General features: G+C 71.2%; 11 protein-coding genes and 1 tRNA gene. 8 read left to right on the plus strand and 4 right to left on the minus strand.

What is annotated here, in order from left to right; all coding sequences use genetic code 11:
• Nucleotides 1-51 precede the first annotated feature (51 nt).
• Nucleotides 52-312, plus strand: a complete 261-nt coding sequence (locus EDF51_RS05185) for a DUF3039 domain-containing protein (protein WP_111033217.1) — start codon at nt 52-54, stop codon at nt 310-312.
• A gap of 98 nt (nt 313-410) precedes the next feature.
• On the opposite strand, the gene EDF51_RS05190 is transcribed toward EDF51_RS05185, so the two are convergent.
• Nucleotides 411-1700, minus strand: coding sequence for a nicotinate phosphoribosyltransferase (locus EDF51_RS05190; protein ID WP_133936876.1), 1290 nt, complete (start codon nt 1698-1700; stop codon nt 411-413).
• A gap of 116 nt (nt 1701-1816) precedes the next feature.
• Here EDF51_RS05190 and murI point away from each other — a divergent pair, with 116 nt between their 5' ends.
• The 3 genes from murI (at nt 1817) to rdgB (ending at nt 4049) form a co-directional block, all read left to right on the plus strand.
• Nucleotides 1817-2656 (plus strand): glutamate racemase, encoded by an 840-nt coding sequence (gene murI, locus EDF51_RS05195; RefSeq protein WP_131878384.1) that lies wholly within the window; start codon nt 1817-1819, stop codon nt 2654-2656.
• A gap of 74 nt (nt 2657-2730) precedes the next feature.
• Nucleotides 2731-3462, plus strand: a complete 732-nt coding sequence (gene rph / locus EDF51_RS05200) for a ribonuclease PH (protein ID WP_123340732.1) — start codon at nt 2731-2733, stop codon at nt 3460-3462.
• The gene (gene rdgB, locus EDF51_RS05205; RefSeq protein WP_133936874.1) at nt 3459-4049 is read left to right on the plus strand and encodes an RdgB/HAM1 family non-canonical purine NTP pyrophosphatase; all 591 of its coding nucleotides are present in this window, start codon (nt 3459-3461) and stop codon (nt 4047-4049) included. Before rph ends, rdgB begins: the two co-directional genes overlap by 4 nt.
• 64 nt (nt 4050-4113) lie before the next feature.
• On the opposite strand, the gene EDF51_RS05210 is transcribed toward rdgB, so the two are convergent.
• The 3 genes from EDF51_RS05210 to EDF51_RS05220 all read right to left on the minus strand — a co-directional run bounded on the left by EDF51_RS05210 (nt 4114) and on the right by EDF51_RS05220 (nt 6484).
• On the minus strand, nt 4114-4815 hold the full coding sequence (locus EDF51_RS05210) for a DedA family protein (RefSeq protein ID WP_123294071.1): 702 nt from the start codon (nt 4813-4815) through the stop codon (nt 4114-4116).
• 118 nt (nt 4816-4933) lie between these two features.
• Nucleotides 4934-5014 (minus strand) — tRNA-Leu (locus EDF51_RS05215).
• 177 nt (nt 5015-5191) lie between these two features.
• A complete protein-coding gene (locus EDF51_RS05220) occupies nt 5192-6484 on the minus strand; it encodes an MFS transporter (protein ID WP_123294070.1) in 1293 nt (430 codons plus the stop codon).
• Between the two features lie 56 nt (nt 6485-6540).
• Between EDF51_RS05220 and mnmA the strand changes: the two genes are divergently transcribed.
• The 4 genes from mnmA (at nt 6541) to EDF51_RS05240 (ending at nt 14120) form a co-directional block, all read left to right on the plus strand.
• On the plus strand, nt 6541-7647 hold the full coding sequence (gene mnmA / locus EDF51_RS05225; protein ID WP_133936870.1) for a tRNA 2-thiouridine(34) synthase MnmA: 1107 nt from the start codon (nt 6541-6543) through the stop codon (nt 7645-7647).
• A 66-nt stretch (nt 7648-7713) separates the two neighbouring features.
• On the plus strand, nt 7714-10047 hold the full coding sequence (gene ligA, locus EDF51_RS05230; RefSeq protein ID WP_132099604.1) for an NAD-dependent DNA ligase LigA: 2334 nt from the start codon (nt 7714-7716) through the stop codon (nt 10045-10047).
• A gap of 182 nt (nt 10048-10229) precedes the next feature.
• Nucleotides 10230-11597: an alpha/beta hydrolase gene (locus tag EDF51_RS05235; protein ID WP_123938932.1), complete on the plus strand. Its 1368-nt coding sequence runs from the start codon at nt 10230-10232 to the stop codon at nt 11595-11597.
• A 201-nt stretch (nt 11598-11798) separates the two neighbouring features.
• On the plus strand, nt 11799-14120 hold the full coding sequence (locus EDF51_RS05240) for a transglycosylase domain-containing protein (protein ID WP_133936868.1): 2322 nt from the start codon (nt 11799-11801) through the stop codon (nt 14118-14120).
• The last annotated feature ends 79 nt before the right edge of the window (nt 14121-14199 follow it).

The following is a 14199-nucleotide window of genomic DNA, read 5'->3' on the forward strand; positions in this document are numbered from 1 at the left end:
CGAGCGCGAGGTGCGCAGACCAACGTGCGCAGACCGTCGTACCCTGGACCCATGAGCATGACGGAACCAGGCGGCGGCCTCGACGTGATGGACCGGGAGCTCGAGAAGCTCCTCGAAGACGAAGCGATCGAACCCGGCGACCACGAGCGGTTCTCGCACTACGTCAAGAAGGACAAGATCCTGCAGTCCGCCCTGTCCGGCAAGCCGGTCAAGGCGCTGTGCGGCAAGAAGTGGATCCCGGGCCGCGACCCGGAGAAGTTCCCGGTGTGCCCGGACTGCAAGGCCATCTACGAGAAGATGAAGTCCGAGTAGGCGCAGCCTGCGCTTGGTGAGCAGAAATGGTCGGGTCACCTTCGGGGTCCCGACCATTTCTGCTCACCAAGCGATGCGCTGCGGCGCGCAGCGGCGCGCTAGATCACCAGGGTGGGGATCGCGGGGTCGCCGCGACCGATGCGCGCGGCGTCCGCCGGCAGCTCGGCCTTCGCCCGCTTGTGGTGCGCCCGCGCGGCCTCGACACCCTGTGCTCCGAGGAACGCCGGATCGACCTCGCCGCCGGTGACCACGGGCACGAGCAGCGGGCGCTCGTCGGGGCCGACCTGTCCGGCGGTGAGCACGACCTCGGCCGTGGCGACACCGTTGCGCAGGCGTCGGCCGGCTTCCTTGCGCCCGCCGATCGAGGCCTTGTCCGCCGACTTCTTCGCCACGGCGACCCAGTCGTCGCCGTCGGCGGACTGGTGCGCCACGAGCTTGAAGACCATGCCGGCGGCCGGGTGCCCCGAGCCGGAGACAACCGAGGTGCCGACGCCGTACGAGTCGACCGGGGCCGCACGGAGGGCCGCGATCGTGTACTCGTCCAGGTCGTTCGTGACCGTGATCTTGGTGTCGGTCGCGCCGAGCCGGTCGAGCTGCGCCCGGACGGCCGCGACGACCGAGGGCAGGTCGCCGCTGTCGATGCGGACACCGCCGAGCTTGCCGTCGGTCAGCCGGACGGCGGTCTCGACGGCCTGCTCGATGTCGTAGGTGTCGACGAGCAGCGTCGTGCCGTTGCCGAGGGCGTCGAGCTGCGACCGGAACGCCTCTTCCTCGGAGTCGTGCAGCAGGGTGAACGCGTGCGCCGCGGTGCCCATCGTCGGGATGCCCCAGGTGCGGCCGGCCTCGAGGTTGCTCGTCGCGCCGAACCCGGCGATGTACGCGGCCCGTGCTGCGGCGACGGCGTTCCACTCGCCGGTGCGGCGGGAGCCCATCTCGGCGAGCGGACGACCGTCGGCGGCGGAGACCATGCGCGCGGCGGCCGAGGCGATGGCGGAGTCGGCGTTGAAGACCGACAGGGCGAGCGTCTCGAGCACGACGGCCTCGGCGAACGTGCCCTCGACCTGCAGGATCGGGGAGTTGGGGAAGTACACCTCGCCCTCGCGGTACGCCCGGACGTCCCCGGTGAACCGGTAGTCGGCGAGGAAGGCTGCGGTGCCCTCGTCGATGACCCCGCGGTCGCGCAGGAACCCGATCTCGTCGTCGCCGAAGCGGAAGTCGCCGAGGGCGGTCAGGAACCGGCCGAGGCCGGCCGCGACGCCGTAGCGACGACCGTCGGGCAGTCGCCGGGCGAACACCTCGAAGACGCACCGCCGGTGGGCGGTCCCGTCCTTCAGGGCCGCGTCGACCATGGTGAGTTCGTACTGGTCCGTCAGGAGCGCGCTGGTCACGCTGTCGACACTAGTGACGTGACCTCCTGGAGGCCCGGATCGCCTCGGGCGCCCGGCCCGCGGCGCGCAGGCGGTCGGTCCCGACGTCCGCAGCGCGCGTCGGTACGCTGGTCACCGTGACGGATGCACCGATCGGAGTCTTCGACAGCGGGGTCGGCGGGCTCACGGTGGCCCGCGCGATCATCGACCAGCTGCCGCGCGAGAGCATCCGGTACGTCGGCGACACCGTGCACTCGCCGTACGGCCCGAAGCCCATCGCCGACGTCCGCCGCTACGCGCTCGAGGTCATGGACGACCTGGTCGAACTCGGCGTCAAGGCCCTCGTCATCGCCTGCAACACGGCGTCGTCGGCCGTGCTCCGCGACGCCCGTGAACGGTACGAGCAGGCGTACGGCATCCCGGTGGTCGAGGTCATCCAGCCCGCCGCCCGCGCCGCCGTGAAGCAGACCCGGACCGGGCGCATCGGCGTCATCGGCACGGTCGGCACCATCACCTCGCGCGCCTACGAGGACGCCTTCGCGGTGGCCTCCGACGTCGGCCTGACCCTGGCGGCGTGCCCGCGGTTCGTCGAGTTCGTCGAGGCGGGGGACACCTCGTCGCCGGAGCTGCGCGAGGTCGCCGCCGGCTACCTCGACCCGATCCGCGCCGCCGACGTCGACACCCTCGTGCTCGGCTGCACCCACTACCCGCTGATGTCCGCCGCCATCCAGTACGTGATGGGCCCGGACGTCACCCTGGTGTCGAGTGCCGAGGAGACCGCCAACGACGTGTACCGGCGGCTCGTCGAACACGGCCTCGAACGCACCTCCACCACCGCCCCGACGTACTCGTTCGAGTCGACCGGCGACGACGAGGACGGGTTCCTGCGGCTCGCCCGCCGGTTCCTCGGCCCCGAGATCGTCCGCGTCGGCCACCTCGAGACCGGCGCCATCACGCTGCCCCGTGGGCGGGCCTGAGCGGCGACCAGCCGCCAGCCGCCGCCCGCCCCGATGACCCGCACCGCGCCTCCAGGCCGGACCGAAAGGACACCATGACCACCCGCATCGACGGCCGCCAGGCCGAGGAACACCGTCCCGTCACCATCGAGCGGGGGTGGAGCACGCAGGCCGAGGGCAGCGCGCTCATCTCGTTCGGCAACACCAAGGTGCTCTGCACCGCCTCGTTCACGAACGGCGTGCCCCGTTGGCTCGCCGGCAAGGGCACCGGCTGGGTCACTGCCGAGTACTCGATGCTGCCGCGGTCGACGAACGAGCGCATGCAGCGCGAGTCGATCAAGGGCAAGGTCGGCGGCCGCACCCACGAGATCTCCCGGTTGATCGGGCGTTCGCTCCGCGCCGTGGTCGACACGAAGGCCCTCGGCGAGAACACCCTGGTCATCGACTGCGACGTGCTGCAGGCCGACGGCGGCACCCGCACGGCGTCGATCACCGGCGCCTACGTGGCCATGGTCGACGCGATCGAGTGGGGCCGGGGCAAGGGCTTCATCGGCAAGAAGGCCACCCCGCTCACCGACAGCGTGCAGGCGATCTCGGTCGGCATCGTCAAGGGGGAACCGATGCTCGACCTGGCGTACACCGAGGACTCCGCCGCCGACACCGACATGAACATCGTCACGACCGGGTCGGGCAAGTTCATCGAGGTGCAGGGGACCGCCGAGCACGCGCCCTTCGACCGCGACGAGCTGAACGTCCTGCTCGACCTGGGGCTGGCCGGCAACCAGTCGCTCGCGGCGATCCAGAAGACCGTGCTGGGGCTGGCGTGACCGGCACCGTCGTCCTGGCCACCCACAACCAGGGCAAGGTCGTCGAGCTCCGCGAGATCCTCGGGTCGGCGCTTGGCGAGGGTGTCGAGCTGGTCGGGTACGACGGCCCCGAGCCGGTCGAGGACGGCGACACCTACGCCGCGAACGCCCTGATCAAGGCCCGTGCCGCGGTCGCCCACACCGGACTGCCGGCGCTCGCCGACGACTCCGGCATCGCGGTCGACGCGCTCGACGGTGCCCCGGGCATCCACTCGGCGCGGTACGCGGGCACCCGGTCGGACGCCGACAACATCGCGCTGCTGCTGCAGAACCTCGACGGCGTCGTGGAGCGGACCGCCGCCTTCGTGTGCGCGGCCGCGTTCGTCACGCCCGACGGGTTCGAGCACGTGGTCGAGGCGGTGTGGAGCGGCGAGGTGCTGACCGCGCCGGTCGGCGACGGCGGACACGGCTACGACCCGGTGTTCCGGCCGGACGACGCCGACCGCTCGTCGGCCGAGCTCACCCGCGAGGAGAAGAACGCGCTGTCGCACCGCAGCAAGGCGTTCCGGGGCATCGCGCCGGTCGTGCGGGAGCACTTCGGGCTCTGAACTGCCCACCTGCGACGACGACAGGCCCACACCGAACGGTGTGGGCCTGTCGTGTTCGGTCCGGCTACAGCTGCGGGTCGACGGCCGTCGACTCGGCCTGGTGCTCGCGCTTCTTCGCCTTGCGGGCGTTCCGGATGTAGGTCAGCGCCATCGGCACGACGGTGACCAGGACGGCGGCGAGCAGGATGATGTCGATGTACTCGCGCACGATGTGGGCAACGAACGGGATGTGCCCGATGAAGTACCCGAGGAACGTCACACCGACGCCCCAGACGACGGCGCCGATCGCGTTGTAGAGCGAGTACTTCTTGTAGTCCATGCGGCCGACGCCGGCAGCGATCGGCGCGAAGGTGCGGACGACCGGCACGAAGCGCGCCAGGATCACCGCGAGCGGGCCGAACCGGTGGAAGAACGCGTTGGTCCGCTCGACGTTCGCCTTGGAGAACAGACCGCTCTCCTTGCGCTCGAAGATCGGCGGGCCGGCCTTCTTGCCGATGTAGTAGCCGAGCTCCCCGCCGAGGAACGCCGCAGCGCCGATCATCAGGGCCGCGACCCAGATCGGGATGCCGCCGATCTCGCCGCCGCGGTCGAACGCGAACAGGCCGGTGATGACGAGCAGGCTGTCGCCCGGGAAGATGAAGCCGATCAGCAGACCGGTCTCGGCGAAGACGATCGCACAGACGACGAGCACTGCGACTGCCCCGAAGTGGTCGAGGATGTACTGCGGATCCAGCCATGGGATCAGGGCGAGTGCGACGGAGTGCATGTCTCTTCCGGTCGTGCAGATGCGGTGACGGGAGGGTCACCCGCACGACGAGGGTACCGTCCGCGCGTGACCGGAACGTCCCTCGGTGGTATGAGATGCGCGAGCACGCAACGGTCGGTGCGGAAGGAGGGACTCGAACCCTCACGCCTGGGGCACAGGAACCTAAATCCTGCGTGTCTACCGATTCCACCACTCCCGCGAGCAGCGGCAGTCTACCGAGCGGCGCCTGGTCGGCGGACGTCGGCCGGCGTCGGCGGACGTCGGTGGACGTCGGTGGTGCGAGGTTGATCACTCCGTGCGGCGCAGAAAGCGCGCACCGAGTGGGCAACCTCGCACCGAGTCGTGGGAAACGGCTGCGCGCAGCGCGCGGCGCGCGTCAGCGGAGCTGGCGCGGCAGGTACCGCGGCACGTACCGCAGCAGCACACCGGCACCGATCAGGCCGAGCACGCCCATCACGCCGCTGGCCACCGCGATCGTCGCGACGGCCGTCACCCCGGAGATCACGAGCGGCGCAGCAGCGGACCCGAAGTCGCCGGTGAAGCGCCAGGCTCCGAGGAACGGCGCCGGGTCGTCGCGCGGGGCGAGGTCGGCACCGAGCGTCATGAGGATGCCGGAGCCGACGCCGTTGGCGAGCGACATCCCCATCGCGATCCCCACGAACCAGCCGACCCGCGCGTCGAGGTGCCCGCTCCAGGCGAGCAGGAAGTAGCTGATGCTCAGCCCGAGCATGCAGGGGAGTGCGCTCGCCAACCGCCCCCAGCGGTCCATGATCTGGCCGCTCGTGTAGAACAGCGCGAAGTCGACGGCACCGGCGATGCCGATGATCAGAGCGGCCGTCGAGTCGTTCAACCCGACACTGACCGCCCACAGCGGCAGGATCACCTGGCGTCCGGCGCGCATCGCGCCGATGAGCGCGGCGCCGCTGCCGAGCCGCAGCAGCACGGCCCGGTTCGTGCGCAGGGTGCGGAAGAGGCCGTGCGCCTCCTTGCCGACGAAGACCGCTCCGGTGTCGGTGGACGGCTCGGTCACGCCGGTCGCGTCCGACCCCGACCGGGAGGCCCGTGGCGGCAACCGCAGACCGCGTGCGCCCGTCGCCGGGTCGCGCAGCACCAGGAGCACGGTCGCCGCCGCCAGGCAGCACACGACGTGGATCCAGAAGGCGCTCGCGGTGGTGCCGGTCAGGTGGATCACGCCGGCGGCGAGGAACGGCCCGACGAAGTACCCGAAGCGGAACACCCCGCCCAGGCTCGACAGCGCCCGGGCCCGGATGCGGACGGGGATCGCGGTGGTCATGTACGCGTGCCGCGCCAGGGCGAACACCGCGGTCGAGACGCCGACCAGGAACACCCCGAGGGCGAGCACCCACGCGTTCGCCGCGGTCGTGCAGACGACGAGGCCGCCGACCGACACCAGGGCGGCGCCGATCATCGCGTTCCGCTCGCCGATCCGCGCGACGACGATGCCGGACGGCACGTCGCCGATGAGTTCGCCGACCAGGATCAGCGACGCGACGAAGCCCGCGAACGCCAGGGTCGCGCCGAGGGAGTCCGCGGCGATCGGGATGATCGGGATGATCGCGCCCTCGCCGATGGCGAACAGTGCCGCGGGCAGGAACCCGGACAACAGGACGGACCGGAAGTCGAATGAGTCGTTCCCCGTCGTGGCCATCGCTCGACCAACGGTACGCCAGCGGTACGGGTTCGTCGGCGGGTTACCCTGGAGGCATGCGTGTTCTGGCGGCGATGAGCGGTGGGGTCGACTCGGCGGTGGCTGCTGCCCGGGCGGTCGACGCCGGGCACGACGTGGTCGGTGTGCACCTGGCGTTGAGCCGGATGCCGGGCACGCTCCGCACCGGCAGTCGCGGGTGCTGCACGATCGAGGACTCGATGGACGCCCAGCGCGCCGCGTCCGCCCTCGGCATCCCCTACTACGTGTGGGACTTCTCGGCCCGGTTCAAGGAGGACGTCGTCGACGACTTCGTCGCCGAGTACCAGGCCGGCCGCACCCCGAACCCCTGCATGCGGTGCAACGAGCGGATCAAGTTCGCGGCGCTGCTCGAGAAGGCGCTGGCCCTGGGCTTCGACGCCGTCGCGACCGGGCACTACGCCTCGATCGTCACCGGCCCGGACGGCTCCCGCGAACTCCACCGATCGGCCGCGTGGGCGAAGGACCAGTCCTACGTGCTCGGGGTCCTGACCGCCGAGCAGCTGCAGCACGCGATGTTCCCGCTCGGGGCGACCCCGTCGAAGGACGAGGTCCGGGCCGAGGCCGCCGAGCGTGGGCTGACGGTCGCCCAGAAGCCCGACTCCTACGACATCTGCTTCATCCCGGACGGCGACACCCGCGGCTGGCTCGCCGACCGTGTCGGCAGCGAGACCGGCGACGTCGTCGAGCGCGACGGCACCGTGGTCGGTTCCCACGACGGCGCGCACGGCTACACGGTCGGGCAGCGCCGCGGACTGTCGCTCGGGCGCCCCGCCGCCGACGGCAAGCCGCGGTTCGTGCTCGAGATCCGCCCGAAGGACAACACCGTCGTGGTCGGTCCGAAGGAGGCCCTGGCCGTGTCGTCGATGTCGGGCTCCCGCTTCACGTGGGCCGGCACCGCACCGGCCGAGCCGCAGACGCCGTTCGCGTGCGACGTGCAGATCCGGGCGCACGCCGACCCGGTGCCGGCGACCGCGCGGGTGCAGGACGACGCGCTCGTGATCGACGTCGACGAGCCGCTGCACGGGGTCGCCCCAGGGCAGACGGCCGTGGTCTACGTCGGCACCCGGGTGCTCGGACAGTGCACGATCGACAGCACCGTCAGCGCCGTCCCCGTCGACGCCTGAGACCGCCGCTCCCGGGCGGTGGGTCCGCTGCACGCGCCGTCGGTGGCACACGGTAGAACTGATGGCATGAGCGAGACCGACGCCACGTTCGAGACCATCGACCCCGACGGGCTCGACGCCGCCCAGGCCGGGCGCGAGGTCGACCGGCTGCGGGCCCGCATCAACGAGCTGCGACAGGCGTACTACCAGGGCGACAACGGATCACCGGAAGCCGATGCCGACTACGACGTGCTGGTCCGACGGCTCGCCGCGATCGAGCAGCGGTTCCCGGAGCTCCTGACCGAGGACAGCCCGACCCAGACCGTCGGCGGGCAGGCGCAGACCACGCAGTTCGCGCCGGTCGAGCACGCCGAGCGGATGCTGTCGCTCGACAACGTGTTCAGCCCGGACGAGCTCACCGAGTGGGCCGTCAAGGTGCAGCGCGACGCCGGTGCCGAGCGTGTCCGGTTCCTGACCGAGCTGAAGATCGACGGCCTCGCGATCAACCTGCGCTACGAGCACGGCCGGTTGGTGTCGGCGGCGACCCGTGGTGACGGCGTCGTGGGCGAGGACGTCACCGGCAACGTCCGGACGATGGGCACGATCCCGGACCGGCTGTCGGGGACGGGCCACCCGCCCCTGGTCGAGGTCCGCGGCGAGATCTTCTTCCCGGTCGCCGAGTTCGACGAGCTCAACGCGAACCAGCGCGAGGCGGGGGAGCGCGTCTTCGCCAACCCGCGCAACGCCGCCGCCGGGTCCCTCCGCCAGAAGGAAGAGGGCAAGTCCGAGGCGAAGCGCGCGCTCATGGTCGACCGCCTCCGGCGCTTGCGGATGCTCGTGCACGGCATCGGCGCGTGGCCCGTGCGCGAGCTCGAGCAGGAGACCGACGTCCGCTCGCAGTCCGAGGTGTACGAGCTGCTCGAGACCTGGGGCCTGCCGACGAGCAGCCACTACCGGGTCTTCGACACGATCGACGAGGTGAACGCCTTCGTCCGCTCCACGGGCGACCGCCGTGCCTCGGTCGAGCACCAGATCGACGGCGTCGTCATCAAGGTCGACGACCTCGCCCTGCACGAAGAGCTCGGCTCGACGTCTCGTGCACCCCGGTGGGCGATCGCGTACAAGTACCCGCCGGAAGAAGTCCACACCAAGCTCGTCGACATCGTCGTCAGCGTCGGGCGGACCGGGCGAGCGACCCCGTTCGCGGTGATGGCCCCGGCCGAGGTCGCCGGGTCGGTCGTCCGCCAGGCCACCCTGCACAACCAGCAGGTGGTCAAGGCGAAGGGTGTCCTGATCGGCGACACCGTCGTGCTGCGGAAGGCCGGCGACGTCATCCCCGAGGTCCTGGGGCCGGTCGTCGACCTGCGCGACGGCACGGAGCGCGAGTTCGTGATGCCGACGCACTGCCCGGAGTGCGGCACCGAGCTCGCCCCCGCGAAGGAAGGCGACATCGACCTCCGCTGCCCGAACGCGAAGAGCTGCCCCGCGCAGGTCCGCGGTCGTGTCGAGCACATCGCATCGCGCGGTTCCCTCGACATCGAGGGCCTCGGCGAGGTCGCAGCCGCAGCGCTCACGCAGCCGCTGCACCCGGAGACCCCGCCGCTCGTGACCGAGGCCGGGTTGTTCGACCTGACGATGCAGGACATCGTCCCGATCGAGGTGATCGTCCGCGACGCCGAGACCGGCATGGAGAAGGTCGACGACGCCGGTGCCCCGAAGCGCGTGACCCCGTTCAGCCGCGCGCGCAAGAAGACCGACCCGCCGTTCGACCCCGAAGCGCGCGGTGCGGACTACACCGGCGAGCCGAGCCGCTTCCCGTCGAAGAACGCGTTCGAGATGCTCGCGAACATCGACGCGGCGAAGACGAAACCGCTCTGGCGCATCATGGTGGGGCTGAGCATCCGCCACGTCGGACCGGTCGCGGCGCGGGCGCTCGCGAACCACTTCGGGTCGCTCGACCGGATCCGCAGCGCCTCGCGCGAGGAGCTCGCGGCGGTCGACGGGGTCGGCGGGATCATCGCCGACGCCCTGCTCGCGTGGTTCGAGGTCGACTGGCACCGCGAGATCATCGACCGCTGGACGACGGCGGGCGTGCAGTTCACCACGCCGGACCACCCCGGCCCCGGGGGCGCGGCGGTGGAGGGCGGTGTCCTGAGCGGCGTCACGGTCGTGGCGACCGGGTCCCTCGAGGGGTACACGCGAGAGGGCGCGCTCGAGGCGATCATCACCGCCGGCGGCAAGGCGGCGTCGAGCGTCAGCAAGAAGACCGACTTCGTGGCCGCGGGTCCCGGGGCCGGGTCGAAGCTCACGAAGGCCGAGCAGCTGGGGCTCCGGATCATCGACGCCGAGCAGTTCCACCTGCTCGTGACCGAGGGGCCGAGCGCGCTCCCCGAGCCGGAGGTCGCCGCGCCCGAGGGGTGAGCCGGGGCAACGAGCACGCCGGCGACAAGGGCGCACACCGCGGCGCGCCGCGCGACGCACCCAGTTCGGGGGACAAGTTGCATCGCGCATGACCGATCCTCGGGCATTCTCCTTACACTCGACAGAGCATCACCCGTCGTCTGCAGGGAGACGGCGGGACGGCCTTCCAGGGGGAGACCCGATTGCTGCTCATCGCCGCGGCTCTGCTCACCGCCTCGATGCACTCGCTCGGAGTGATCGAGGCCCCCGTCGCGCCTCCGACCCATGCCGCCACGGCCACCGTGACGGTCGCGCTCGTCTCCGAGCGCCACGCGGTGCCCCAGCCGGTCATGACCGGGGGACAGATCGACGTCGACACCGTCGCCGACGCGCACGGTCGGGCGTTCCTCGACGACCTCGGGGTCCTCGGCGCCGGTGACCTGCGCCGCGCGGCCGACGACCGCCGTGTCGTGGCGACCGCGCAGGACGACCCGCCCGCGGCGGCCGTCGTCGCGCAGTGGTGGGCGGGACTCGGCGCCGACGAACAGGGCACGCTCCTGGTCCACGCGCCGTCGATCATCGGCAACCTCGAGGGCGTGCCGTACGCCGTCCGCGACCGCGCGAACCGGTCGACCCTGACCACGGGACTCGCCGACCCCGACACCGGAGCCGCGCACGCCGCGATGCTCGGACAGGTCCGGGACTCGTTGCGGCGCGAACCCGGTGACCCGCAGCGGTTCCTCATCACGCTCGACACCCGGGCGGCGGGCCGAGCGGCGATCAGCATCGGAGACCTCGACACCGCGGCGGACGTCACCGTCATCGTCCCCGGGATGTTCTTCACCGTGACCGGGCAGATGGCCGACTTCACGAACACCGCCAACGACCTGGCGAGCGAGCAAGCGACCCTCGCGCCGCTGGCCGCCGGTGGCTCCGGCGACGGGACGGGCGTCGCCGTCGTGGCGTGGATGGGCTACCGCACGCCCGACCTGTCGAACATCATGTCGCTCAGCCTCGCCGACTCCGGGGCGCAGCGACTCGAGCGCACCGTCGACGGCCTGCGGCAGATCCGCGACGGCGACCAGCCCCGGCTGAACATCGTGGCGCACTCGTACGGGTCGACGACGGCGCTCATGGCGCTCGCCTCCGGACGGATGAGCGCCGACACCCTCACCGTGCTCGGGTCACCGGGCAGTGACGTCCGGTCGGCGGCGGACCTGGACGTCGCCTCGGACGAGGTGTTCGTCGGTGTCGCGCACAGCGACCCGATCGCGGGGTCCGGGTACTACGGCACGGACCCGGGTGGTTCGTCGTTCGGCGCCACCGTGATGAACCTGGCCGGCGGTGCCGACGCGCTGGCCGCCGGCGACCTGTTCCGCCGTCCGGTCGGGCACAACGACTACCTCAAGCCGGGGACCGCATCGCTGCACGACGTCGCCCTGATCGGGATCGGCCGCGGTGACCTCGTCCGCGAGCAGGTCCGACGCGGCAGCACCGGTGACGACGGTGTCGTCGGTGCGTCGGTCGACATGTACCTGGTCCGTCCGCAGGACCTGCAGCCGCGCGACTGACGGGGCGAGGCCCTGGGCGTGACCGGATCGTGACCGGCGGCCGACGTGCCGGGGCCGCACCGGGCCTCCCGGCCGGATCCGCGACCCCGCGCGGATCGCGACCCGCGACAGGTGGTGCCTGAGCGGCAACCTGAGCGACGGCGCAGCCTCAGTCGGTTCCACGGCAGAACCAGTACAGCCCGCCTCCCTACGGTTCGGGGCATGCGTGTGGTGCGATGGCCTGGTGCTCTCCTGATGTTCGTGGTGATGTCCGTGCTCGCCGGCATGCTCGTCGCCGTCGCGGTGACGCCCGCGGTCGCCGTCGCGGGTGAGGGCACCTCGGGTGCGGTCGCGTTCTTCGAGGACCTCCCGAGCTACCTCGACGTGCAGACGCCGCAGCAGGTCTCGTCGGTGTACGCGACGAAGGGCGGCAAGCAGGTCAAGATCGCGTCGTTCTACGCCGAGAACCGGACGAACGTCACGGCCGACCAGATGGCGGACACGCTCAAGCAGGCCGCCATCGACACCGAGGACCCCCGCTACTACGACGAGGGCGGCATCGACGTCCTCGGCACGCTGCGCGGAGTCGCCGCCACCGTCGTCGGCGGCGACGTCCAGGGCGGATCGAGCATCACGCAGCAGTACGTCAAGAACGTCCTCGTGCAGCAGTGCGAGGAGCTCACCGGCAAGGACCAGGCCGCCACGGCGAAGAAGGTGGAGGCCTGCTACGAGGACGCAGCCGGCGTCACCCCGCAGCGGAAGCTGCAGGAGATGCGGTACGCGATCGCGGTGAACAAGAAGTACTCGAAGGACGACATCCTGACCGGGTACCTGAACATCGTCGGGCTCGGCGGTCGGGTGTACGGCGCCGAGGCCGGTGCCGAGTACTACTTCGGCGTGCACGCGAAGGACCTGTCGCTCGTGCAGTCGGCCACGCTCGTGGCGATCCTCAACAACCCCTCGAACCTGCGCATCGACGTGCCCGGTGACAAGGCGAACGGCCAGGCGAACGGCTACGCGCTCACCAAGGAGCGACGCGACTACGTGCTCCGCCGCATGCAGGCGCACGGGTCGATCACGAAGGCCGAGATGACGAAGGCCATCGCGACCCCGGTCACGCCGAAGATCACCGAGACCGCGAACGGCTGCTCGACCGCGGCGACGAACTACGACGCCGGCTACTTCTGCGACTACGTCCGCGACCAGGTGCTGCAGGACCCGGCGTTCGGCAAGACCGCCGCGGCGCGCATCGCGACGCTCGACACCAAGGGCCTGCAGATCCACACCTCGCTCGACCTCGACCTGCAGGGCCAGGCGCAGACCGCACTGTCGACCTACGTGCCCGCCACGATGGCGGGCGTCGACGTCGGCGGTTCCAACGTCACCGTCGAGCCCGGCACCGGACGCATCATGTCGATGGTGCAGAACACGTCGTACACGCAGGGCGACAACGCCGCAGCGGGGTCGACCGCGGTGGACTACAGCGCGGACTCCGGCTACGGCAACTCCGGCGGGTTCCAGACCGGCTCCACCTACAAGGTGTTCACCCTGGCCGAGTGGCTCGCGACCGGCCACACGCTCTCCGAGTCGGTGTCGACCACCGAGCACACGTTCCAGAACTCGGAGTTCACGAACTCCTGCCAGAACGTCAGCGGCGGGACGTGGCCGGTCGCGAACGCCGAGTCCGTGCCGGCGTCGATGACCGTGCAGGCCGCCACCGTCGAGTCGATCAACACCGCCTTCGGCGCGATGGGCAAGCAGCTCGACCTCTGCAAGATCGCGCAGCTCGCACAGTCGATGGGGATCCACCGCGCCGACGGCGGTGCCCTCGGGCAGACCCCCTCGTCGATCCTCGGCGTCAACGAGCTGTCGCCGATCGACCTGGCCGAGGCCTACGCCGGCTTCGCGAACGGCGGCGTCGTCTGCACGCCGACCGCGATCGACTCGGTCACCGAGTCGGACGGCACGAAGATCACCCCGACGCCGTCGTCCTGCACGCAGGGGGTATCGGCGGACGTCGCCGGCACCGTCGACTACGCGCTGCAGGGCGTGCTGTCCGGCTCCGGCACCGCCGCCAGTGCGAACCCCGGCGACAGCGTGCCGAAGTTCGCGAAGACCGGCACCACCGACGGCGACGTGCAGAACTGGCTCGTCGCGTCGTCGACGAAGTACACGAACGCCACCTGGATCGGGAACGTGCAGGGGAGCGTGAGCCTGGCGAACTGGCCGTTCCTGCAGGGCACCACCGGGTACAGCGCGAAGTTCGGGGTCGGGAAGTCGATGATGGCCTACCTGGACCAGACGGTCGGCGGGGACGCCCTGCCCACGCCGAGCCAGGCGATGATCGGGCAGGCGAGCCACCCGTCGCAGTCGTCGCAGTCGCAGTCCTCGGCGTCGTCGGGATCCGGCGCGTCGCAGGCCGACCAGTCGACGCCGACCACGCCGACGCAGACCGCTGCACCCGCTGCACCGGCTGCTCCGGCGGAACCGGCGGCACCCGCCGCCACGGCGGCTCCGACAGCGGGTGACCAGAACGGGAAGTGACGGCTCGGGTCCACGCCGACTGGAGGCCCGTCACCGGTCCGCCGGACCGGTGACGGGCCTCCAGGCAGCCGTCCACAGC

The organism is Curtobacterium sp. PhB25 (assembly GCF_004365375.1).
In the GTDB taxonomy this organism is placed as follows: Bacteria; Actinomycetota; Actinomycetes; order Actinomycetales; family Microbacteriaceae; genus Curtobacterium.